Here is a 22166-nt window from a genome sequence, read left to right on the forward strand (position 1 = left end):
CGGCCGTGGGCACGCAGCGAGCGGCCCCGAGGTGGCACCCCTAAGCGCCGACACAACCGGCGCACAACCCCCAAAAAGCGCTCAGCCCAGGCGCTCGGCGCGGAGCTTGTCCACCACGGGGATGTCCAGGGGCTCGAGCTCGGCGGGGGCGATCCCCATCGCCCGCGCCAGGAGGAGGTCCGCGAGCTGCGGGTTGCGCGCCAGCACCGGCCCGTGCATGTAGGTGGCCACCACGGAGCCCTGGACGGCGCCCTCGGCGGCGGTCTGGGCGTCGGCGTCGGGCAGCCCCTCGGCCCCGTGACGGTCGCAGTTGCCCATCCCGCGCCGCACGGTGCCCAGGGGGGTGGCGCCGGGGCCGAGCACGGTGGCGCCCATGTGGTTTTCAAAGCCGGTCAGCGGCTCGGTGAGGTCGGCGGTCATCCCGGCCCCGGTGGGGGCGGAGGTGACCTCCCCGATGGCGCGCTTGTGCAGCGCGGTGGTGGTGGCGTCGATGAGCCCTAAGCCGTCCACCACGCGGCCCCCGGCGCGGAAGGACTCCCCGAGCACCTGGAACCCGGCGCAGATGGCCAGGATGGGGCGGCCCGCCTCGGCGGCGCGGGAGAGGCCGCCGTCTGCGAGCAGGTGCTCCGCGGCGAGGATCTGGGCGGTGTCCTCCCCGCCCCCCAGGGTGTACACGTCGAGGCCGGTGGGCACGGCCTCGCCCAGCTTGACCGGGTGGATCTCCGCGCTTAGCCCGCGCATGCGGGCGCGCTGGCGCAGCACGAGGGCGTTGCCGTCGTCGCCGTAGGTGCCCAGTACGTCGGGGAGAATGAGGCCGATGTGCAGCTCGGTCATTTATTTGTCTCCTTTCGTGGCGGCGCGCAGGGCCTTGTTGAGGTCGCGGAAGGCCGTGTAGTTGGCCAGCACCTCCACCCGGCCGGGCGGGCAGGCGCGGATGGCGTCGAGGGGGTCCGGCGTGAGGTCGTGGTGGATGCCCGCATAGAGCAGGCGCACGGCCAGGTCGGTGCCGCGCTCCCCGGCGGCCTTGACGGAGAGGGAGCCGAAGTCCTCGAAGCGCACGTCCCAGAGCCAGGAGAGGTCCTCCCCGTCGGCCACCTGGCCGTTGACGGCGATGACCAGGCCGTCGGCGCTGCGGTCCACCATGGACAGCGCCTCCTGCCACCCGGCGGGGTTCTTGGCTAGCAGCAGGTGCACGTCGCGTCCCTCCAGGTGCACGGTGGAGTAGCGCCCGGCCACGTTGTCCACGCCCTCGGCGGCGGCCACGGCCTCGTCCAGCGGCACCCCCATGCCCGTGGCGGCGGCGATGGCCTGGGCGGCGTTGCCACGGTTGGCGCGCCCGGGCAGGGGCAGCGAGAGGTCGCGGCGCCCGTCGGGGGTGGTCAGCCCCTCCTCGGAGACCGCCCAGGTGGGCTCGGGGCGGCGGAAGGGGCGGCCGTCGGGGAGCGGCTTGACGGCGTACCAGTCGGCGCCGTCGTGGACGATGTGCCCGCCGGTGCGGGGGCAGGAGGTGGCGTCGCCCACCCAGCCCGCCCCGGCGGAGACCCACACGACGTTGGGGGCGTCGTAGGCCACGGAGGTTATCAGGACGTCGTCGCAGTTGGCCACCACGAGCATGTCCGGATGGGCCTCCACGCAGGAGCGCAGCGCGCGCTCGATCTTGTTGATCTCGCCCACGCGGTCGAGCTGATCGCGGGTGAGGTTGAGCAGCACCAGCACCTGGGGGTTCAGGCGGTCCGCCACGGAGGGCACGTGCAGCTCGTCCACCTCCAGCACCACGGAGGCGGCGTCCTTGCCCGCCAGGAGGGCGGAGACGATCCCGGCGTCCATGTTGTCCCCGCCGGAGTTGGTGGCCACGGTGCTGGTGCGGCGCACGGCGGCCGCGAGCATCCGCGTGGTGGTGGACTTGCCGTTGGTGCCGGTGACCAGCGCGGTGGGCCGCCCCGCGCCGAGGTTGCGCATCACGTTGGGGTCGATGGCCTGGGCCACCAGCCCGCCGATCATGCCGCCCGCGCCGCGCCCGGTGAGCCGGGAGGCGGTGGTGGCCAGCGTGGCGGCGGCGGTGGCGGCGGAGGACCGCAGCGTGCGGAGGGCCGAGGATAGATCAGGGCTCATGGGCCCTTACCTTAATAGGCCGCCGCCCTATGCGGGGCCTTGGACCCGCTCCACGGCCTCCAGGAAGGCGGAGTCGCCCAGCAGGGGGATGCCCTTGCGCTGCGCGTGCATGGCCTTTCCCCGCAGCTCGCGCGTGCGGTTGCACACCACCACGGAGGTGGCCCGGGTGAGCTTTTCCGAGTAGTTGAGGCCCGCGCGCGTGAGCGCCGCGATGAGGTCGTCCGGGTCGAGCGCGATCTCCGGGGAGATCACCACCTCCATGCCGGGCAGCAGCGCCCCGCCGGGGCGGTAGGGCCCGGGGTTCTCGTGCACGCGCAGGGCCTGGGCGGCCTCCACGCGCACCACGGAGCGCTGCAGCCCAAAGGGGTCCGCCTTCAGGTCGCCGGGCGCGTACTGCGCCAGGGGCGCGCCCTTGCGCCGCGCGTGCCAGAACAGCGCCGCGAGCAGGGCCGTGGACTCGCGCGTGACCTCCTCTTCCGGGCGCTGCGCCCGGCGTATCGACGCCACGGGGGACTCCGCCTCCATGCCCATCGCGGCGGCCACGGCGGCCAGGCGGGTGTCGTGGAACTCGGCCCCGGCGCGGTGGGCGGTAGCCAGGGTGTCCACGATGCGCTCCGGCTGGGGGACGTGCCCCACGCGCTGCCTGCGCCGCCCCTGGTTGCCCCGGCCGCGCCCCCGCGAGCGGGAGCGGTTGGCGCGGGCCGCGGCGCTCATGGCGCGCTTGGCCTCGGAGACGAGGAAGCCCCAGGTAAGGGGGGCGTCGTGGACGATGAGGGTGCGCCCGTCGAGGAGCCTATCGAGCTTTTTGAGCAGGCCGCTGAAGCGCCGCCCCTGGGCGATCTCCTCCGGGGTTAGCCCGTGATAGTGCACGGGGCCGAGGTTGGTCTGCGGGCCGGGGTTGAGCACCGCGTGGAAGTCCTCCACGGGGGCGCCGTGCTCGTCGCACACCAGGGCGTCGATGGCCACCACCCGGCCGGTGGCGGGGTGGATGCCGGTGGTCTGGAGCGTCAGGACCACGTAGGGGGCTGCGGTGGGGCCGTGCTGTTCGTGCTGTTCGCCGTTGCGGGGGGTCATCGGCTAGTCCTGCGGCCGGAACATGAACCACAGGCTGCCCAGCACCATGAGCATTCCGCCGCCGAGCAGCATGAAGGCGGGGGCGGTGTCGAGGGAGAGATCCGGGGTGACCTTGAAGTATCCGAGCGCGGCCACCGTGATGGCCAGCGCGCCCAGGATCACGCCGATGGCGGGCAGCCACTGGATGCCCTGCTCGTCCGCGTAATCGTCCTCGTAGTCCTCGTATTCGTCCTCCGGCAGGGGCTCCTCGGCGTCCTCCTCGGGGTCTGGGACCACGGGCAGGGTGCCGGTGCTCTCGGCGTCGGCGGCCAGGGCGGTGGCCGCCGGGACCCGCTGGATCTCCGGGAGGGAGTCCTCGACGCCCTCCACCGGCTCGGAGGTGGGCTCCGGCAGCTCCTCGTCCTCCGGCTCCTCCCGGAACTGGTCGCCCAGGCGGGCGTGGGGGTAGGGCAACGGCGGGTAGTCCTCCTCGGGGGCCGGCGCGGGGGCCGTGTCCTCCGGCGCCGCCACGGGCTCTACCGGCTCCACGGGTGCCGCCACCGCCACGGCGGGCACGGCCTCCACCTCGGGTTGCTCGGGCTGCACCGGCTGCCCCGGCTGTTCAGTTTCCGCCTCCTCGGCGGGAGCGAAGTCGGGCAGCGGCTCGGGCTCGGGCAAGCCCGGGGCGTCAGGCACGCGCTGCACCTCGGGCAGGGAGTCCGGCGCGGAGGGCTGCCTGCGGCCCGCCTCCAGGACCTTGGTGCCGTCCGGGTTGAGCGCGAACATCGCCGGGGAGGTGATGGGCCGCAGCTCCTTGTCCGGGCGGGGGGCGAAGGCCTCCATGACCTGCTCGCCGGAGATGGTCACGGCCCAGGCGTGCTCCATGGGGGCGTCGCTGATCACCGGGAGCTCGCCGGTGGCGGGCTGGTAGGGGTCGATGGCCGCCAGGGGGGAGACGGCGGGCTCGAGGTCCTCGTCGGTCATGTCCTGGGCGGACAGGGCGTTGAGCACCACGTAGCGCTCGCCGTCCTTGTCGTAGCAAAACACGCGGGCCACGGGGGTGAGCCCCAGCATCTCGTAGTGCTCCACCAGCAGGCGCACGTCCTGGGAGTCCTCGGGGCTGAGCACGCCCAGGACGTGATTGTCGATCACCGCCACGATGAGGTCGTCCACGATCCCCAGGGTGGCCAGCCAGTGCGAGGGGATGTTGAGGTCCACCAGGCGCTGGGCGTCGCCCCGGGAGATGTCCACGGGGCGGGGGGTGCCCTCGGGGATCATCGCCCACTCCTCCTTGGGCGGGAAGTTGGTGGGCATCACAAAGACCGGGGCGGGGAAGTAGAGGTTGCCGCTGATGCGCCCCGATCCCTGAGCCAGGGAGATCGTGGCGTGCACCTCGGGGATGCCGCCCCGGGTGATGATGTGGTCGAGCTGCGGGTAGGTATCGCGCAGGTTGCGCGGCAGGCGCCCTAGGATGGTCTTTTCGTGGTTAACCAGAAAGCCCCCCGAGGCGCGATCCGGGAGGAGGGTAAAGGTGGTGCGGGTGTAGCCGTCCTGAGCCACCTGGGAGCCAAGAAGCGAGAAGAGGATCGCTTGGCTGCTGCCCTCCACCGGTACGGTGGCACCACCGCCATCGGAAAAGAGTGGCAGCAGATAGGGGGTTTGGCTCATCGACGATTCTCCTCGCGTGCGTCAGGGTCCCTACTAGTTTATTCACCCATAAGGGTATGGCAAGGGACCCGGGGCGGGGCCATCGGCTAAGCCTTATCGGCCCGGTTGACCGCCGAGACGATGGCGCGTACCGACGCCGCCGTGGTCGATCCCGCCACGCCCACGCCCCAGGCGCTCGCGCCGTTGACCTGGGCCAGCACGTAGCAGGCGGCCTCGGCGTCGTCGCCCGCGGAGCGGGACTGCTGGGAGTAGTCCTCCACCTCGACCTCCACGCCCGCCTGCCCCAGCGCCGCGGCGAAGGCCGCCACCGGGCCGTTGCCCTGACCGCGCACCTCGCGGGACTCGCCCCGGTAGCGCACCCGCGCCGTGGCCTGCACGTCCTCCTCGCCGTCGAGGTGCAGGGACTCCACCGCCAGCGGGGCGTCCCGGTCCAGGTACTCGGCGGCGAAGATGTCCCACATGTTCTTGGAGTTCACCTCGCCGCCCTCGGTGTCCGTCACGGCCTGGACCACCTGTGAGAACTCCACCTGGAGGGCGCGCGGCAGGTGCAGGCCGTGGTCGGTCTTCATGATGTAGGCCACCCCGCCCTTGCCGGACTGGGAGTTCACGCGGATCACGGCCTCGTAGTCGCGGCCCAGGTCCTTGGGGTCGATGGGCAGGTAGGGCACCTCCCACACGGTGTCGCGCAGCTCCTCCCAGGCCACCTCCGTGTTGCGCGCGCCTGGGCGCACCGTGGCGGCCAGGGCGTCCAGGCCCTTGTTGATGGCGTCCTGGTGGGAGCCGGAGAAGGCCGTGAATACCAGGTCGCCGCCGTAGGGGTGCCGCTCCGGCACGCGGAGCTGGTTGCAGTACTCCACGGTGGCGCGGATGCTGGGAAGGTCGGAGAAGTCGATCTGCGGGTCCACGCCCTGGGAGAGCATGTTCAGGCCCAGGGTCACCAGGTCCACGTTGCCGGTGCGCTCGCCGTTGCCGAACAGGCAGCCCTCGATGCGGTCCGCGCCGGCCATGTAGCCCAGCTCCGCGGTGGCGATGCCGGTGCCGCGGTCGTTGTGCGGGTGCAGGGAGAGCACGATGGAGTCGCGGCGGGCCAGGTTGCGCGACATCCACTCCACGGAGTCCGCGTAGACGTTGGGGGTGATCATCTCCACCGTGGAGGGCAGGTTGATGATCATGGGGCGCTCCGGGGTGGGCTCCATGATCTCGGTCACGGCGTCGCACACCTCGCGGGCGTAGGTCACCTCGGTGCCGGTGTAGGACTCTGGGGAGTACTCCCAGCGCCAGTTGGTGTGGGGGTAGTCGGCGGCGATGTCCTTGATGAGGCGGGCGGCGTCCGTGGCCAGCTTCTTGATGGCCTCCTTGTCCTTGCGGAACACCACGCGGCGCTGCAGGATCGACGTGGAGTTGTAGAAGTGCACGATCACGTTCTTGGCGCCCTCGCAGGCCTCGAAGGTGCGGCGGATCAGGTGCTCGCGCGCCTGCACCAGCACCTGGATGGTCACGTCCTCCGGGATCATGTCCTGCTCGATGATCTCGCGCACGAAGTCAAAGTCCGTCTGGGAGGCGGAGGGGAAGCCCACCTCGATCTCCTTGTAGCCCATGCGCACCAGCAGCTCGAACATGCGGCGCTTGCGCTCGGGGCTCATGGGGTTGACCAGCGCCTGGTTGCCGTCGCGCAGGTCCACGGCGCACCACTGCGGGGCGGCGGTGATCTTCTTGTCCGGCCAGGTGCGGTCCGGCAGGGTGAAGTCCTCCACCTCCTGCGCGTACGGCAGGTAGCGGTGTGCGGGCATGGGGGAGGGCTGCTGGGTATTCACGGGAGGATCCTCTTCCTTGAGATGGGGGCGTGGCCGACAACAACACTCCGCGACGGGCTGCCGACCATGCTTCAGGGTCAGGATGGATTCCCGCCGCGGCGAATAAGGAGGAGATTCGCTCGCGTGAACATGGTGATCAAGTGTAGCGCATCACATTTGCTTCCACCAGGCGATGCGGGACGCGGAGGGTGGTTTAGCATGTGGCGCGTGACTTCCTTGCGTACCACAGGCACCATCCCCGCCCGGCTCGTGTGGCTGTACGGCCTTATCGCCTTCGCCGCGGGCGCGGCGGTCCGGGTGCTCGCCCTGGCGGTCTTTGCGCAGGTCAACGACTCCCACCTGGGCGACCTCATGACCAAGTGGGACACCGCTCACTACGAGCGCATTGCCGAGAGCGGCTACTTCGACGGCCCCGCCATCGACTCGGTGCCCCCGCAGCAGCGCCTCCTCGCCTTCTTCCCGGCCCTGCCGCTGCTCATGCGCGCGGGCCACGCCCTGACGGGCCTGGACTACGCGGCGGTGGGGATGGCGCTCAACGCGGTCTTTGGCGTGGTCATGGCCGCCGGGGTGGCGGCCATCGCCGCCCGCCTGGGCGCGGGGCGGCGCGGCGCGTTTGCGTCCGCGCTCGTGGTCACCTCCGCGCCCATGGCCATCACCTTCTCCATGCCCTACACCGAGGCCCCCTTCGGGGCGCTGGCGATGTGGTCCCTGGTGGCCATGATGGACCGCCGCTGGCTGCTGGCCGGGGCGCTCATCTTCCTCTGTGGCTTCGTGCGCCTCACCGCGGTGGACCTCGCGGCCGTGTTGGCCGTGATGGTGCTGCTGCGCGCCCGCACCCAGTGGCGCGCCTGGGCGGGGCTGGCGCTAAGCCCCCTGTCCGCCCTGGGCTACGTGTGGTGGGCCTCCCGCCACACCGGCGAGGTGGGCGGGTACTTTGGCCTCCAGAAGGAGGGGTGGCACACCGGCGTGGACTTCGGCGCGGCCAGCGTCAGGTTCGCCTGGAACACCCTGCTGGGCAGCCAGGAGCTGGGGTACTTCCTCAGCGTGGCGGTGATGATCGCCGCGGTGGCGGCCCTGGCGCTCACCTGGAACAGGGCACCCATGCCGATGTGGCTGCCCGTGTGGCTCTTCGCGGCCGCCCTGAGCGCCAACATCCTGCTCTCGGACGGCATCATGCATTCGCGGCCCCGCCTGCTGCTGCCCGCCGCGATCGCGCTGGTGCCCCTGGTGCTGGGCTGGGAGAGGCGCGCGAGCGGTCGGGCGCTGGCCTGGGGCCTGAGCGCCTGGGTGCTGGTGGGGGCGTGGTTCTCCGCCTACATGCTCGCGGTGTTCCCCTGGGCGATCTAGGGGCGCGGCGCCCCTCGGGGCCGTCGGCCCCGGCCCTGCCTACCCCACCCCGCGCCGGGAGAGCACCACGGTGGAGGCGATCATGGCCAGCAGCGCCACCCCCATCAGGGACCAGCCCAGCGCGGTGGTCACCTGGAAGCGCTCCCCCAGCACCGCGTAGCCCAGGCTGAAGGCCACGATGGGCTCCGTGATAGTCATGGCGGGCAGGGAGTTCTTGAGTGCCCCGGCGTTGAAGGAGTACTGCTGCACGATGGTGCCCAGCGTGGCGCCCAGGATCAGGCCGTAGGTCTCCCAGTTGGTGATAAGCCCCATGACCGACCCCTGGAGGAACACGTCCACCACGGCCTTGGAGAGCACCGCCACGTAGCCGAAGAGCGCGCCGGTGACTACTCCGAGCAGGAGGGCCTTGTGGCGGCGGATCTGGAGCTGGGCGAGCCGCTCGATGAGCGTCAGCGCCACCGCCCCCGCGATGAGCGCGGGCACCCACCGGTCCAGCGGCGGGTGCGGGTTGCCCGCCAGCGGCCTGCCCAGGATCACGAGGATCGCCACGGCGGCGGTGAGCAGCCCCGCCCAGCTCATCTCGGTGACGGAGATGCGGCGGCCGTCGTAGCGCGCGGACAGCGGCAGCGTGAACATGAGGGAGAGCACGAGGATGGGCTGCACCACCAGCAGGGTGCCAAACCCCAGCGCCACCACCTGGAGCCCGTAGCCCAGCAGCGCGGTGCCGGTGCCCGCCCACCACAGCGGGCGCGAGATGGCGTTCCAGAAGGGGGAGCCCTTGAGGGAGCCGTCGGCGGGGGCCTCCTCGGCGATCCGGTGCCGCACCACCGTGCCCCACGCGATGGTGAGGGCGGAGGCGAGCGCGAAGAGGATGGCCAGGAGGTTGCTATGCACGGGCTGCATTGTAGTGGGCGGCGCCGTAAGGAGCGTGAATCCAAACCTTTCGGGGCGCGCCCGCAGGCAGGTACTCTGGATCAGGATCGCTAGAAGGCGTGATCAGAGCGTGAAAGGTGGACGGTCCCGGTGGCGTTAATCGTTCAAAAATACGGTGGTTCCTCGCTGGAGAACGCCGAGCGAATCAGGCATGTGGCCGAGCGCATCGTGGCCACCAAGAAGCAGGGACACGACGTGGTGGTGGTCTGCTCCGCGATGGGCGATACCACCGACGAGCTGCTGGACCTGGCCGCCGAGGTGGCCCCGGTGCCCCCGGCCCGCGAGATGGACATGCTGCTGACCGCCGGGGAGCGCATCTCCAACGCCCTGGTGGCCATGGCGATCGACTCCCTGGGCGCCAAGGCGCAGTCCTTCACCGGCTCGCAGGCCGGGGTGCTCACCACGGAGCGCCACGGCAACGCCCGGATCGTGGGCGTGACGCCGGGGCGCGTGCGCGAGGCCCTGGACGAGGGCAAGATCTGCATCGTGGCGGGCTTCCAGGGCGTGAACAAGGAGACGCGCGACGTCACCACCCTGGGCCGGGGCGGCTCGGACACCACCGCCGTGGCGCTCGCGGCGGCCCTGAACGCGGACGTGTGCGAGATCTACTCCGACGTGGACGGCGTGTACACCGCCGACCCGCGCATCGTGCCCAACGCCCAGAAGCTGGACAAGATCTCCTTCGAGGAGATGCTGGAGATGGCGGCGGTGGGCTCCAAGATTCTGGTCCTGCGCAGCGTGGAATACGCGCGCGCTTTCGGCGTACCGCTGCGGGTACGCTCGTCGTATAGCAATGACGCCGGCACCCTCGTGTCCGGCTCGATGGAGGATATTCCCGTGGAAGAAGCAGTACTCACCGGCGTGGCAACCGATAAGTCCGAGGCCAAGATCACCGTCCTGGGCATCCCCGATAAGCCGGGCGAGGCCGCCAAGGTATTCCGGGCGCTCGCGGACGCGGAGATCAACATCGACATGGTGCTCCAGAACGTCTCCTCCCTGGAGGACAACACCACGGACATCACCTTCACCTGCCCGCGTGCCGACGCCCCCCGCGCCACCGAGATGATGAAGAAGCTCCAGGCCGAGGGCAACTGGGCCAACGTGCTCTACGACGACCAGGTGGGCAAGGTATCCCTCGTGGGCGCGGGCATGAAGTCCCACCCCGGCGTGACCGCCGACTTCATGGAGGCCCTGCGCGACGACCAGATCAACATCGAGCTGATCTCCACCTCCGAGATCCGCATCTCCGTGTTGATCCGCGAGGGGGACCTGGATAAGGCCGCCCGGGCACTGCACGAGCGCTTCCAGCTCGGCGGGGAGACCGAGGCCGTGGTGTACGCCGGAACCGGACGATAAAGGAAGAGGACCCCACAATGACCACCCTTGCCGTAGTAGGCGCCACCGGCCAGGTGGGCCGCGTGATGCGCGCGATCCTCCAGGAGCGCGCCTTCCCCGCCGATACCGTCCGCTTCTTCGCCTCCCCGCGCTCGGCGGGCACCACGCTCACCTTCCGGGGCGAGGAGATCGAGGTGGAGGACCTCACCGCCATCACCGAGGAGTCCGTGGCGGACGTGGACATCGCGATCTTCTCCGCCGGTGGCGGAACCTCCAAGCAGTGGGCACCCGTGTTCGCGTCCGCCGGCGCCACCGTGGTGGATAACTCCTCGGCCTGGCGCCGCGACCCCGAGGTGCCGCTCATCGTCTCCGAGGTCAACCCGGAGGCCGCCCGCGAGGTGCCCAAGGGCATCATCGCCAACCCCAACTGCACCACCATGGCCGCCATGCCGGTGCTCAAGGCGCTGCACGACGCCGCCGGACTGGAGCGCCTCCACGTGGCCTCCTACCAGGCCGTATCCGGCTCCGGGCTGGCCGGGGTGGAGGCCCTGGCCAAGCAGGTGGCCGAGGTGGGCGACCGCAACGTGGAGCTGGTCCACGACGGCTCCGTGCTCGACCCCGCCGAGCTGGGCCCCTACGCGGCCCCCATCGCCTACAACGCCCTGCCCCTGGCCGGGAACCTGGTGGACGACGGCACCGGGGAGACCGACGAGGAGCAGAAGCTGCGCAACGAGTCCCGCAAGATCCTGGGCCTGCCGGACCTCCGGGTGGCCGGGACCTGCGTGCGCATCCCGGTGTTCACCGGGCACACGATGGTGGTGCACGCGGAGTTTGCCCAGCCCATCACCCCCGAGCGCGCCCGCGAGGTGCTGGAGGCGGCCCCCGGCGTGACGCTCACGGAGGTGCCCACCCCCTTGCAGGCCGCCGGGATCGACGACTCCCTGGTGGGCCGCATCCGCCAAGACCAGTCCGTGGACGGGGACCACGGCCTGGTGTTCGTGGTCTCCGGGGACAATCTGCGCAAGGGCGCCGCGCTCAACGCCATTCAGATCGCGGAGCTGCTGGTGTAACCGGCCGGTTGTTGCGGGGCGTCGGGCTTTGCGGCCCGGCGCCCTTTTTGTGTCTCTGGTGGGTATCCGGGTGGTGGCGGTGGCGGCGGCGCGCTGAGGGGTGCCGGTAGGGAGGGGGCGGGGCGCGATCGGGCGGCAATGGCACCCCTTGCGCCGCGCAGGCTGGGGCCGAGGGGAGGCGAGGATATGGGACGCGGGGGTTGGTGGGCGTTGGCGCGCTTGGGGGTGCCACTGGACGCGAGCGCGGCGCGCCCGCCGGGTTGCTGGCACCCCTTCGTCCGTCCGCGCCTACCCGGCCGACTCTAAGGGGTGCCAGCGCGGGGGTCAGGAAGGGGTGCCAGCGCGGGGGTCAGGCCGCCTCGGGGCGCGGCAGTGGCACCCCTTGGGCGACGCCGCCCATCGCACGCAGCCCAGCACACCCACGACGCCGCACGCGACGACGCCCCGCCGGCCCCGGCACGAGGGGTGCCAGTGGGCGGGCGGGGCGTCGAGAAGGGGCGTAAGTGGCACCCCTTAGGCGCGGGGCTGCTGCCCGGGGGCCCCTGGGCCCCCGGCGCTCTCCGCGTCCTCCGAGTCGTCGCTGAGTTCCTCGGTGACCTCCTGGGTCATGGCCTCGGTGAGCTGGTCGTCGGGGAGGTTGGAGGCGGCGGTGGCCTTGGACAGCGCGGCGGCGTCCTTGCGGCTGAAGCGCTGCGCGGGGTCGAGCTTGCGGGTGAGCAGCTCGCGGATGCGGTGGCGGCGCCGGTATTCCTTGCGGATCGTGGCGCGGCCGCGCAGCCAGGCGATGGAGAGCGTCAGGGCCAGGATGATGCCGGCGTAGCCGAGCACCGGGTAGACGTAGGCCACGAGCTCCTTGAAGGGCAGGAAGCCGAGCACGAAGCCCACGAGCACGCTGGCGATGTACACCACGCGGAAGCGCGAGGGGTTGTTGCGGGTCAGCCGCTTGGCCAGGGCGTAGAAGAGGCCCAGGGCGGTGTTGAAGATCATCATGAAGATGGTGAAGGTCATGACGATGCCGAGCGCCGGGTGGATGTCGGTGACCACGCTGAGCATGGGCATGTCGTCGTGCGCCACGTCGTCCACGCGCAGGAAGATGGTGAGGGTGGCGGCGGCGAGCAGCAGCGCGAAGCACAGTCCGCCGAGCAGCCCGCCGATGCCCGCGGCACGGCTGTCGAGGTTGTTGCCGCCGATCACCATGGCCATGGACACGGCCACGATGAGGGAGAGGCCCACGTAGTTGAAGGCGGAGAGCCACCAGTTGGGCAGGCTGCTGGTTACCTCGGCGCTGGCCACGGCTCCGAGGCCGGAGAGGTCGAAGTCCGCAGTGGCCAGCGTGTAGGCGGCGGTGCCCACGATCATGAGGATGATGAAGGGGGTCACGGCCCCGATCACGGTGGAGACCTTGTCCACGTCCAGCATGCCCACGGCCATGACCAGCAGCATCATGAGGGTGGTGCCCACCCAGGGCGCCCAGCCGAATTGCTGGTTGAGGTTGGCGCCGCCGCCGGCGAACATGACGAAGCCGATGCCGAAGAGGGTGACGAGCGTGGCGACGTCCAGGAAGCGCGCCACGATGGGGTGGGTGACGCGGTCAAAGACCATGGTGTGCTCGCGGGCCTGGAGGTGGCTGCTGAGCTGCATCATGGCGATGGAGCCGATGATCATGATGATGGCGGCCAGGGCCACGCCCCACAGCCCGTTGGTGCCAAAGGCAACGAAGTATTGCAGCATTTCTTGGCCGGAGGCAAAGCCGGCGCCCACGATCAAGCCGATCAGGGCAAGAGCGATTCCGATGGCTCTCTTGAACACGATACAGATCTCCTATGAACTCGATTCGAGTAACTATTCAACACAAGGAATCTGGCGGCCGCGCTGCGCATGGACCATTTTTCGCTTATCGACGCCCCGCTAATCGTTATATACGCAGGAAGCGACGTTTAACATTGTGGCCAAGTTGTGATCGTTTTGTGATCTCAGGGGACGCTTCCGGCGGGGTTCGCGCCGTCGGCGGCGGCGATGAGGTCGCGCCGGGCGCGCGCCACGCGGGAGCGGATGGTGCCCACGCGGACCCCGGCGATCTTGGCGGCCTCCTCGTAGGTGTAGCCGAGGACCTGGGTGAGCACGAGGGCTTCGCGGCGCTCGGCGGGGAGGGCGTCGATGAGCGTGCGGGTGTCGATCCAGTCGGACCAGGTGGATTCGGCGGGCTCGTGGGTGCCGGTGAGGTCCTGGTATTCGGTGTGGGAGGTGCGGGGGCGGGCCATGTCGTGGCGCACGCTGTCCACCCACACGCGCCGCGCGATGGCGAGCAGCCAGGTGCGGGCGGGGGCGGTGGCGGCGAAGCGGGGCAGCGCGCGCATGACGCGGAGGTAGGTCTCCTGGGTGAGGTCGTCCGCGTTGGTGGCGCCGCCGAGGTGGGCGAGCAGCCGCCACACGTCCGTCTGCGTGGCGCGGATGAAGTCCGTGAGCGCGGCGCGGTCGCCTCGCCCCGCGCGCAGGGCGAGGTCGGTGACGCGAGCGTCGTCGCTGTCGGAGTGGTACTTCACGCGGAACTACGTTACCAGCAGGAATGATTATCCCTGCTCAGGGCGGGATTTCGGCGAGTCGTACAAAAGGTTGATTTTACCCCCTTGTGGTTGCCGCCCCGCTCCGCGCGGCGATAGGCTCGGACTCTGAAGGCTATGAATTTTCTAGCCACTATTTCAGGGAGGTTATCACTATGGCTATCGAGAAGTCGGCGGCCGACGAGGTCCTGGCCAAGGGCCGCGTGGACAATCACGATGGGTGCACCCGCCGCGAGAACGGCGCCCCGGTTCCCAGCGAGAACCTGTCGGTGACCGCCGGTCCGCAGGGCCCCACCGTGCTCAACGACATTCACCTCATCGAGAAGCTCTCGCACTTCAACCGCGAGCGCGTCCCGGAGCGCAACCCGCACGCCAAGGGCAACGGCGCCTTCGGCGAGCTGCACATCACCGAGGACGTGTCCCAGTACACCAAGGCCGCGCTATTCCAGAAGGGCACCGTCACCCCGATGGCGGCGCGCTTCTCCACGGTGGCGGGCGAGCAGGGTTCCCCGGACACCTGGCGCGACGTGCACGGCTTCGCCCTGCGCTTCTACACCACCGAGGGCAACTACGACATCGTGGGTAACAACACCCCCACCTTCTTCCTGCGCGACGCGATGAAGTTCCCGGACTTCATCCACTCCCAGAAGCGCCTGGGCGGCTCCGGCCTGCGCGACGCGGACATGCAGTGGGACTTCTGGACCCGCACGCCCGAGTCCGCGCACCAGGTCACCTACCTCATGGGCGACCGCGGCACCCCCCGCTCCGAGCGCGAGATGAACGGCTACGGCTCCCACACCTTCCAGTGGGTCAACGAGGCCGGGGAGGCCTTCTGGGTGAAGTACCACTTCCTCTCCCGCCAGGGCGTGCATAACTTCACCGGCCCCGAGGCCGAGGAGATGGCCGGCAAGAACGCCGACTACCTGCGCGAGGATCTGTACAACGCCATCGAGCGCGGCGACTACCCGATCTGGGACGTCAAGGTGCAGATCATGCCCTTCGCGGAGGCGGAGAACTACCGCTTCAACCCCTTCGACCTCACCAAGACCTGGTCCAAGAAGGACTACCCGCGCATCGACGTCGGCTACTTCGTGCTCAACCGCAACCCGGAGAACTTCTTCGCGCAGATCGAGCAGCTCGCGCTGGATCCCTCCAACCTGGTTCCCGGCGTGGGCCTCTCCCCGGACAAGATGCTCATGGGTCGCGTGTTCGCCTACGCGGACGCCCACCGCTACCGCATCGGGCCGAACTACCGCCACCTGCCGGTGAACCAGCCGCTGGCCCCCCGCCACACCTACGAGCACGAGGGCCACATGGCGTACCTGTTCAACGAGTCCTCGCACCCGGTGTACTCCCCGAACAAGACCGCGCTGAAGGCCGGCTACCTGGACGATGGCGAGACCTCCTCCTCCAACTTCACGTCCTACGGCCAGGCCGGAGACGTCTACGTGAACCCGGACCCGCACGGCACGGACCTCACGCGCTCCGCCTACGTGAAGCACCCCGAGGACGATGACTTCGGCCAGGCCGGCACCCTCTACCGCGACGTGTACAACGACGAGGAGAAGGAGCGTCTGGCGCAGAACATCACCGACGCGATGATGGGCGTCTCCCCCGAGACGGAGGAGCGCTGCTACTGGTACTGGTCCAACGTGGACGAGAACCTGGGCGCCCGCGTGAAGGAACTGTTCACGCAGAAGAAGAACGCCTAATTCGGTTTCCCACCGATCGAGTTCCTCGCAGAACTCCCGGCTCCTGAGCTAAAGAAAGCCAGCTCAGGAGCTTTTTTATGCCCGCAGCCGGAAAATATGACTACCGTGGTGACAGAGCCAGTGCTGGCTCTCAGTGTCACTGAAGGTTTTCTCGAAAGGACAGTTCCATGGCCGACACGATTTACACCCAGAAGGTCACCGCCACCGGCGCGGGCCGCGACGGCCGCGTTCAGGGCGACGGCGGCATCGACTTCGACGTCCGCCCGCCCAAGCTCAACGGCGCCTCCGCCGGGGTGAACCCGGAGTCCCTCCTGGCCGCCGCCTGGTCCGCCTGCTTCAACGGCGCGCTGCAGAAGATGATGGGCGAGGCGGGCGTGGATACCGCCGCGCACGCCCCCGAGGTGGACGCCGAGGTTTCCCTCAACCGCGACCCCTCCGACGGCGGCTTCCGCCTCTCCGGGCGCATCACCGCCCGCTTTAAGGATCAGGATTCCCTGGAGGGCGCCGCCGAGCTGGTGGCCAAGGCCCACCAGTTCTGCCCCTTCTCCAAGGCCCTGGCCGGGGAGTTCGACGCCGAGGCGGTGCTGGGCTAACCCGCCTCTCGATCAGGGGGCGGGGGCTAGGCCTCCTCCGAGCGGGCGTCCTCCCGCTCCACGGTCACGCCGTGGAGGGCACGGCCGAGGTAGAAGCTGCCCACCGAGCCGATGACCCACACCCCGGCGATGGCCAGCACGGCGCGCACCGCGTTGTGGGCGTCGAAGCCCGCGGTGGACCAGTCCCGTATGAGGTTGGCCAGGATCAGCAGGGGGATGGCGAGGCACACGGTGGGGCCCATGAGGTTGGCCCGGGTGAGCGCGCCCGGGGCGCGCCACAGCGCCACGGTGGTGGCGAGCACCAGCAGCGCGGCGGCGATGACGAGGGCGGAGACGACGTATTCGGCGGGGGACATGGTTTTACCTCCGTCCTCTCGAGACCATGCGGGACATGGACAGCGTGGGCAGCACCCCGCCCACCAGGGCGGCCAGCAGGGCGATCTCGTAGGCGATGGACGTCTGGTTATCCAGCGACCACACCAGGTACAGGGCGATCATGGAATAGAAGGCGAGGTCCGAGAGCACCACGCGGGTGAGCACGTCGCGGGTGCGCAGGATCAACGCGATCCCGCCGAGCAGGCAGGCCAGGATCACGATCCCGGCGCCCCACAGTATCGCCTGAAACATTTAGCTCACCCTCCTGAAGTAGTCGTTGGCTAGCAGCAGCTCCTGGTCGCGCACGGACGGCGCCAGGCGCCCCTCCATGTCCGCCAGGTCCTCGATCACCTGGCGGGGGTCGGAGCCGTGCACGGCCTGAACCAGCAGGATCGTGGGGTCCCCGGGGCGCTTAGGCTCCCGCAGCCCCAGGGAGAGGGTCCCGGGGGTGACCGTGATGGAGGTGGAGAACCAGAAGATCTGCCACTGGTCGCGCACCCGCAGCGGGTAGCTCACCACCACGGGGTCGAAGCCGGTGCGGGGCTTGAGCGCGGAGGCGGCCAGGCTCACCGCGCTCACCACGATCTCCTTGATGAGCCAGGGGACGTAGAGTAGAGCGTTCATCGGGGGACTCCTATCGCGGTGGCGCCGAGCACGGACTCCTGGTAGCTATCCACGTCCAGCAGCGCCCCGGTGGCGGTGTGCAGGGCCGCAACGAGCGGCCCGGCGGCGAAGAACATGACCACGGAGCAGGCCAGCAGCGTGGCGGCGGGGGCGATGAGCGCCCCGCGGATGCGCAGGTCCTTGGGCACGTGCTGCATGGGGCGGCCCCAGAACACGGCGCGCCACACGCGGAACATGGCGAGCAGGGCGGCAAAGCTGGCCAGGACGATGGCTCCGATGACCAGCCAGGAGGACCAGTCGCCGCCGCGCGCCACGCTGAGCACCACCGCGACCTTGCCCCAGAGCCCGGAGAACGGGGGAAAACCCACCACGGAGAAGGCCCCGGCGGCAAAGACCGCCGCCACCCACGGCTCCCGCCGGGCCAGCCCGGAGAGCTTGGACAGCAGCCCCGTGCCGTAGGTCTCCTCGATGGCGCCTGAGGTGAGCACCAGGGAGCCCACGGTGACCATGTGGTGCAGGGCGTAGAGCAGGCCGGCCGCCAGGGCGCGCTGGGCGTCGCCCGTGGTAAAGGCAAGCATGACCAGGATGAAGGGCATGCCGTTGACCATCTGGTAGGCCAGCACGCGGCGGATGGAGTTCTCCGCCAGCCCGGCGAAGCCGCCCACCAGCATGGAGACCACCATGAGCGCCACGATGAGGCCGTTCCAGCGGTCGGAGAGGTCGAAGATGATGACGTAGATGCGGTAGAGCATGTACACCGCCACCTTGGTGTGCAGGCCGGAGAAGAGGCCCATCACCGCCGCCGAGGTGCCGGGGTAGGTGCGCGGCAGCCAGGTGTGCAGCGGGACGATGCCCGCCTTGGCGGAGACGGCGATGAGCACCAGCGCCATGGCCACCACGGCGGGGCCGTTGCCCTCCGCCGCGCCGCGCAGGGCCGCCATGTTCACGGTGCCGGTGGTGGCGTAGACGAAGCCCACGCCCACCACCAGCAGCGTGGAGGCGGTGAGGTTGACCAGCACGAAGGTGCGGCCTGCCGCCAGGCGGGACCAGGTGCCCGTCATGGCGATCAGCCCGTAGGAGGGCAGCAGCATGACCTCAATGAACACGAAGAAGTTGAAGAGGTCCGCCGTGAGCAGCGCCCCGTTGACGCCGGTGAGCAGCACCAGGGTCAGGGCGGGGTAGTACCGGGCGCGCGTCTCGCCGGCGGCCGTGGCAAACCAGTTGGCGCACAGCGTGACCAGCGCGGTGGTGACGATCATGACGGCGCAGAAGGCGTCCGCCACGAAGGGGATGGCCACGCCCCCGGCAAACAGGCCCACGTTGTGGCCCAGGGTGCCGTGGGCGGAGGTGTAGGAGAACAGCCACGCGCCCGCCGCGAGGCTGAGCGCCGGGACCGCCAGGTGCAGCAGGTCGCGCGCCCACTTCCAGGGGGCCATCACCGCGAAGGCGGAGGAGAGGAGCGGGATCACAACAAAAAGCGGAAGCACAATATCCATTAGCGGCGCCCCTCCTTCTTATCGGCGAGCAGCGTGGCGTGGGCGCGGCGTCGGGCGCGCTCCCCGGAGCGGAACTCCTCCGGGCTCTGGGTGGCCCGGCCCAGGGTGGACACGGGGGAGGGGTGCGGCTCCTCCCCGGAGCTGACGGGGTCCACGCTCACGGTGTCGTCCGAGCGGCCCAGGGCCGCCAGCGTGAGCAGGATGGTGGTGGTGGCCATCGAGATCACGATGGCCGTGAGCACGAAGGCCTGGGGCAGGGGATCGGCCACCTCGGCGGCGTCCACGCGGTCGAGGAATACCTCGCCGCGCCAGGCGCCCACCCCGGTGGCCAGCAGCATCAGGTTGGCGGCGTGGCCGATCAGCTGCATGCCAAAGACGATGCGCACCATCCCGCGCTGCTGCGTCAGGTACACGCCGCCGGTGACCAGCACCGCGATAGTCAGGGCCATGATCATTGCTCGTGCTCCTTTGCGGTGCGGGTGCGGTGGGTGTTGCGCGCGGACACCGCGGCGCGGGCGGATTCCTCGTGGTGCTCCTGCTCGGGCAGGTGCGCCGGGACCTCCGGGGTGGCCCCCAGGGGGCCGCGCCGGGTGCGGGCGAAGGGCAGCTCCTCCCTGGTGGCGGTGCCGGGCTTCTCGTAGCCGCCCAGGTAGTTCACCGCCGCCATGAGCATGCCGAGCACCGCCAGGTAGATACCGCCGTCGAAGATCAGCGAGGTGGTCATGTGCTGGCCCAGGATCTCCCCGTGCAGGGGCGCGAGGAAGGACCCCTCGGCCAGGCCCACGAACCCCGCGCTCAAGGCCACGACGATGCCCACGCCCGTGAGCCAGTACGGGGTGGAGGGCCGCCCCAGGATGGAGTCGCGGCCCCGGGAGAGGTAGAAGAGCATGATGCCGGTTCCGGCGATGAGGGCGGCCACGAAGCCGCCGCCGGGGTCCATGTGGCCGCGCAGGAACACGAGCGTGGAGAGCACGGCCAGCAGCGGGGCCACCAGGCGCAGCGCCGCGCGCAGGGGCAGCGAGTTGAGCTGCGACTGCCCGAAGGGCGCGGGGCGCGCACCCTTGGCGAAGGGCAGCCGGGGGAAGGAGGCCGCCACGGAGCCGATCACCACGGCCGCCATGCCGAGCACGGAGAGCTCGCCCAGGGTGTCCAGCGCGCGGAACTCCACGATGATGGTGGCCACGATGTTATCGCCGCCGGTGATCTCCGGCGCGTTGGCGATGTACCACTCCGCGAGGTCCGAGCGGCCGCGCCGCCCCATCAGGGCGAACACCCCGAGGAAGGCGGCGAGCCCGGCGAGCAGGGCGATGATCAGGGAGTGCGCCGTGCGGCGGGCGCTGCCGGAGGGGAACTCGGCGGGCTGGTAGCGCAGCACCATCATGATGATGACCACCACCAGGGCCTCCACCAGGAACTGCGTGAGGGCGACGTCGGGCGCGCCCAGCAGCAGCATCTGGAGGGTGATGCCCACGCCCACCGTGCCCACCAGCACGGCGCTGGTGAGGCGGTTGGTGGTGCGCATGAGGCCGATCACGGAGAGCGCGATGATGAGGAACGGCCCGAGGTCGAGCCAGTTGTCCAGGCCCTCTGCGCGCGGTGCGAGCGGGACGCCGTCCACCCCGGGCCCGCCCAGCAGGGTCACGAGCATCAGCGCGATCACGCTGCACACCGGCCACACCAGGTGGCGCGAGGGGCTCTGGGAGTTGGCCACCTGGGCGAGGCCGCGTCCCAGCGCCGCGGACCCCTTGACCAGGGCGGCCAGCAGGCCGTTGCCGTTGAAGGGCAGCAGGAAGCGGGACTCCAGGGCGGGCCACAGGCGGTGGCGCCACGCCACGCCCGCCGCGCCCAGCGCGATCACCAGGACGGAGACGATCAGCGGCGCGTTGAGGCCGTGCCACAGCGCGAGGTGCGTGTGGGCCTCCGATCCCGCCCCAATGCCAGCCCCGGCGCCCACGCCGGTGGCCGCCACCACGGCGTCGATCGGGCCGTTGAGGAACATGGGGGCCAGGCCCAGGGGCAGGGAGAGCGCGCCGGGCAGGGCCGCCGGGAGCCAGAGCGCCACCGGGGCCTCGTGCACGCCCTCCATCTTCCGGGAGGGGTGATCCGTGGCGGGGTCCAGGAAGGCCCCGAACACGAGCTTGGCGGAGTACGTGAAGGTCAGCAGCGCGCCGATCCCGGCCACGATGAGCAGCGCGGCGCCGGAGCCCTCCACGCTGTACAGCGCGCCGAGCATGCCCTCCTTGGAGATAAAGCCGAAGGTGGGCGGGATGGCCGCCATGGACAGCGCGCCCAGCACCATGCCGGTGAAGGTAAAGGGCATGGCGCGCCACAGCACGCCCAGGCGGCGGGTATCGCGGCTGCCGGCCTCGTGGTCCACCACGCCGATGAGCATGAAGATGGAGGACTTGAACAGCGCGTGGGCCAGCGTGTGCACCAGCGCCGCCGAGAGCGCCAGGGGGGTGCCCACGCCGATGGTGGCCACGATCCACCCCAGGTGGCTCACGGTGGAGTAGGCGGTGAGCTTTTTCAGGTCCGTCTTTTGCACCGCGAAGAGCGCCGAGGCCACGGCGGTGATCAGCCCGGTGCCGATGAGCAGCCAGTTCCACGCGGGGACGTCGTGGAAGATCGCGGAGAAGCGCATGAGGAGGTACACGCCGGCCTTGACCACGGCCGCGGCGTGGAGGAAGGCGGACACGGGCGTGGCCGCCGCCATGGCCTCCGGGAGCCAGAAGTGGAAGGGAAGCTGCGCGGCCTTGGTGAACGCGGAGAGCGCCACGAGCACCGCCACCGTGGCGGTGAGCCCCGGGTTCTGCGCCCACACCGGGGAGGCCAGGATCCCCTGCAGGCTGGTGGTGCCGGTGCGCGTGGCAGCCACGGCGAGGGCGGCCAGCAGGGTGAGGCCGCCGATGAAGGTGAGCACGAGGGTGCGCTGCGCGCCCGCCTCGCCGCTGGACCCGGAGCGGGCGATGAGCAGGAAGGAGGCGATGGACACCAGCTCCCAGCCGATGAACAGCACCACGGCGTCGTTCGCCAGCACCAGCAGCAGCACGGCAAGCGTAAAGGCCGTCATGATGGTGTAAAAACTGGTGTTGCCCTGCCGCCTGGGCAGGTACGCTGCGGAGTAGAGGAACACCACGGCGCCGATGCACAGGGCGAGGAGGGCAAAGAACGCGCCGAGGGCGTCCGCGCGCAGCGCCAGGGAGACGTCCACCCCGAGGGCCAGGGCGTCCGGCACCCAGGGCACCGCCCACTCCACGGGGTGGCCGTCGAGGATGCGCGGAAGGTGCCGCCCCAGGAGGAACGCGGCGGTGAGAAAGACCCCGGCCAGCGGCCAGCCGGCGGCCCGGTCCATCGCGCGTACCAGCGGCGGAGCGGCGATCACGGCCCCCACCGCCAAGGCAATAACAATAGCTAACGTCACGTGCAGCACACTCTCTCGTAGCTCATAAGTCCGAATCAAGGCTACCAGCAGG

General features: G+C 70.2%; 19 protein-coding genes. 5 read left to right on the forward strand and 14 right to left on the reverse strand.

Annotated elements, in window-relative coordinates:
- Positions 1–81 precede the first annotated feature (81 nt).
- The 5 genes from B140_RS0105065 to leuA all read right to left on the reverse strand — a co-directional run bounded on the left by B140_RS0105065 (position 82) and on the right by leuA (position 6623).
- Positions 82–834 carry a type 1 glutamine amidotransferase gene (locus tag B140_RS0105065; protein WP_018118266.1) on the reverse strand — a complete coding sequence of 251 codons (753 nt, stop codon included), beginning with the start codon at positions 832–834 and terminating at the stop codon, positions 82–84.
- Complete coding sequence (locus tag B140_RS0105070; protein WP_018118267.1) at positions 835–2112, reverse strand: Mur ligase family protein; 1278 nt, start codon at positions 2110–2112, stop codon at positions 835–837. It lies immediately after the preceding gene.
- Between the two features lie 27 nt (positions 2113–2139).
- Entirely contained in the window at positions 2140–3186 is a 1047-nt protein-coding gene (locus B140_RS0105075; protein ID WP_018118268.1) for an exonuclease domain-containing protein, read from the reverse strand.
- A gap of 3 nt (positions 3187–3189) precedes the next feature.
- Positions 3190–4833, reverse strand: coding sequence for a hypothetical protein (locus B140_RS0105080; RefSeq protein ID WP_026166010.1), 1644 nt, complete (start codon positions 4831–4833; stop codon positions 3190–3192).
- A gap of 86 nt (positions 4834–4919) precedes the next feature.
- Entirely contained in the window at positions 4920–6623 is a 1704-nt protein-coding gene (gene leuA / locus B140_RS0105085; RefSeq protein WP_083912243.1) for a 2-isopropylmalate synthase, read from the reverse strand.
- 222 nt (positions 6624–6845) lie between these two features.
- Here leuA and B140_RS0105090 point away from each other — a divergent pair, with 222 nt between their 5' ends.
- Positions 6846–7994, forward strand: coding sequence for a hypothetical protein (locus B140_RS0105090; protein ID WP_018118270.1), 1149 nt, complete (start codon positions 6846–6848; stop codon positions 7992–7994).
- A gap of 39 nt (positions 7995–8033) precedes the next feature.
- Here the strand turns inward: B140_RS0105090 and B140_RS0105095 are convergent, their stop codons facing one another.
- The gene (locus B140_RS0105095; RefSeq protein WP_026166011.1) at positions 8034–8888 is read right to left on the reverse strand and encodes a DMT family transporter; all 855 of its coding nucleotides are present in this window, start codon (positions 8886–8888) and stop codon (positions 8034–8036) included.
- A gap of 129 nt (positions 8889–9017) precedes the next feature.
- Between B140_RS0105095 and B140_RS0105100 the strand changes: the two genes are divergently transcribed.
- Together B140_RS0105100 and B140_RS0105105 are read left to right on the forward strand one after the other, a co-directional pair.
- The gene (locus B140_RS0105100) at positions 9018–10283 is read left to right on the forward strand and encodes an aspartate kinase (RefSeq protein WP_026166012.1); all 1266 of its coding nucleotides are present in this window, start codon (positions 9018–9020) and stop codon (positions 10281–10283) included.
- A 17-nt stretch (positions 10284–10300) separates the two neighbouring features.
- Positions 10301–11332, forward strand: a complete 1032-nt coding sequence (locus B140_RS0105105; protein WP_018118273.1) for an aspartate-semialdehyde dehydrogenase — start codon at positions 10301–10303, stop codon at positions 11330–11332.
- A 513-nt stretch (positions 11333–11845) separates the two neighbouring features.
- On the opposite strand, the gene B140_RS0105110 is transcribed toward B140_RS0105105, so the two are convergent.
- Together B140_RS0105110 and B140_RS0105115 are read right to left on the reverse strand one after the other, a co-directional pair.
- Positions 11846–13141 carry a YkvI family membrane protein gene (locus tag B140_RS0105110; RefSeq protein WP_018118274.1) on the reverse strand — a complete coding sequence of 432 codons (1296 nt, stop codon included), beginning with the start codon at positions 13139–13141 and terminating at the stop codon, positions 11846–11848.
- 164 nt (positions 13142–13305) lie between these two features.
- On the reverse strand, positions 13306–13875 hold the full coding sequence (locus B140_RS0105115; RefSeq protein WP_018118275.1) for an RNA polymerase sigma factor: 570 nt from the start codon (positions 13873–13875) through the stop codon (positions 13306–13308).
- A gap of 173 nt (positions 13876–14048) precedes the next feature.
- Here B140_RS0105115 and B140_RS0105120 point away from each other — a divergent pair, with 173 nt between their 5' ends.
- Together B140_RS0105120 and B140_RS0105125 are read left to right on the forward strand one after the other, a co-directional pair.
- Positions 14049–15605, forward strand: a complete 1557-nt coding sequence (locus B140_RS0105120) for a catalase (RefSeq protein ID WP_018118276.1) — start codon at positions 14049–14051, stop codon at positions 15603–15605.
- 167 nt (positions 15606–15772) lie between these two features.
- Positions 15773–16198, forward strand: a complete 426-nt coding sequence (locus B140_RS0105125) for an Ohr family peroxiredoxin (RefSeq protein ID WP_018118277.1) — start codon at positions 15773–15775, stop codon at positions 16196–16198.
- A gap of 26 nt (positions 16199–16224) precedes the next feature.
- Here the strand turns inward: B140_RS0105125 and B140_RS0105130 are convergent, their stop codons facing one another.
- Genes B140_RS0105130 through B140_RS0105155 form a run of 6 tightly spaced genes read right to left on the reverse strand, consistent with a single transcriptional unit; the run spans position 16225 to position 22114 of the window.
- A complete protein-coding gene (locus tag B140_RS0105130; protein ID WP_018118278.1) occupies positions 16225–16554 on the reverse strand; it encodes a Na+/H+ antiporter subunit G in 330 nt (109 codons plus the stop codon).
- Between the two features lie 4 nt (positions 16555–16558).
- Positions 16559–16825, reverse strand: a complete 267-nt coding sequence (locus B140_RS0105135; RefSeq protein WP_018118279.1) for a hypothetical protein — start codon at positions 16823–16825, stop codon at positions 16559–16561.
- On the reverse strand, positions 16826–17197 hold the full coding sequence (locus tag B140_RS0105140) for a monovalent cation/H+ antiporter subunit E (RefSeq protein WP_018118280.1): 372 nt from the start codon (positions 17195–17197) through the stop codon (positions 16826–16828). It lies immediately after the preceding gene.
- Positions 17194–18693, reverse strand: a complete 1500-nt coding sequence (locus B140_RS0105145; protein ID WP_018118281.1) for a monovalent cation/H+ antiporter subunit D family protein — start codon at positions 18691–18693, stop codon at positions 17194–17196. Before B140_RS0105145 ends, B140_RS0105140 begins: the two co-directional genes overlap by 4 nt.
- Positions 18693–19148 carry a cation:proton antiporter subunit C gene (locus B140_RS0105150; protein ID WP_018118282.1) on the reverse strand — a complete coding sequence of 152 codons (456 nt, stop codon included), beginning with the start codon at positions 19146–19148 and terminating at the stop codon, positions 18693–18695. Before B140_RS0105150 ends, B140_RS0105145 begins: the two co-directional genes overlap by 1 nt.
- Positions 19145–22114, reverse strand: coding sequence for a DUF4040 family protein (locus B140_RS0105155; protein ID WP_083912244.1), 2970 nt, complete (start codon positions 22112–22114; stop codon positions 19145–19147). Before B140_RS0105155 ends, B140_RS0105150 begins: the two co-directional genes overlap by 4 nt.
- Positions 22115–22166: the final 52 nt, after the last annotated feature.

Source organism: Corynebacterium mastitidis DSM 44356 (assembly GCF_000375365.1).
GTDB lineage: Bacteria > Actinomycetota > Actinomycetes > Mycobacteriales > Mycobacteriaceae > Corynebacterium > Corynebacterium mastitidis.

What these genes read in the sequence shown, in the direction of transcription:
- B140_RS0105065 (WP_018118266.1), bottom strand. Translation starts at nt 834, where the DNA reads ATGACCGAGCTGCACATCGGCCTCATTCTCCCCGACGTACTGGGCACC.
- B140_RS0105070 (WP_018118267.1), bottom strand. Translation starts at nt 2,112, where the DNA reads ATGAGCCCTGATCTATCCTCGGCCCTCCGCACGCTGCGGTCCTCCGCC.
- B140_RS0105075 (WP_018118268.1), bottom strand. Translation starts at nt 3,186, where the DNA reads ATGACCCCCCGCAACGGCGAACAGCACGAACAGCACGGCCCCACCGCA.
- B140_RS0105080 (WP_026166010.1), bottom strand. Translation starts at nt 4,833, where the DNA reads ATGAGCCAAACCCCCTATCTGCTGCCACTCTTTTCCGATGGCGGTGGT.
- leuA (WP_083912243.1), bottom strand. Translation starts at nt 6,623, where the DNA reads ATGCCCGCACACCGCTACCTGCCGTACGCGCAGGAGGTGGAGGACTTC.
- B140_RS0105090 (WP_018118270.1), top strand. Translation starts at nt 6,846, where the DNA reads ATGTGGCGCGTGACTTCCTTGCGTACCACAGGCACCATCCCCGCCCGG.
- B140_RS0105105 (WP_018118273.1), top strand. Translation starts at nt 10,301, where the DNA reads ATGACCACCCTTGCCGTAGTAGGCGCCACCGGCCAGGTGGGCCGCGTG.
- B140_RS0105120 (WP_018118276.1), top strand. Translation starts at nt 14,049, where the DNA reads ATGGCTATCGAGAAGTCGGCGGCCGACGAGGTCCTGGCCAAGGGCCGC.
- B140_RS0105125 (WP_018118277.1), top strand. Translation starts at nt 15,773, where the DNA reads ATGGCCGACACGATTTACACCCAGAAGGTCACCGCCACCGGCGCGGGC.
- B140_RS0105130 (WP_018118278.1), bottom strand. Translation starts at nt 16,554, where the DNA reads ATGTCCCCCGCCGAATACGTCGTCTCCGCCCTCGTCATCGCCGCCGCG.
- B140_RS0105135 (WP_018118279.1), bottom strand. Translation starts at nt 16,825, where the DNA reads ATGTTTCAGGCGATACTGTGGGGCGCCGGGATCGTGATCCTGGCCTGC.
- B140_RS0105140 (WP_018118280.1), bottom strand. Translation starts at nt 17,197, where the DNA reads ATGAACGCTCTACTCTACGTCCCCTGGCTCATCAAGGAGATCGTGGTG.
- B140_RS0105145 (WP_018118281.1), bottom strand. Translation starts at nt 18,693, where the DNA reads ATGGATATTGTGCTTCCGCTTTTTGTTGTGATCCCGCTCCTCTCCTCC.
- B140_RS0105150 (WP_018118282.1), bottom strand. Translation starts at nt 19,148, where the DNA reads ATGATCATGGCCCTGACTATCGCGGTGCTGGTCACCGGCGGCGTGTAC.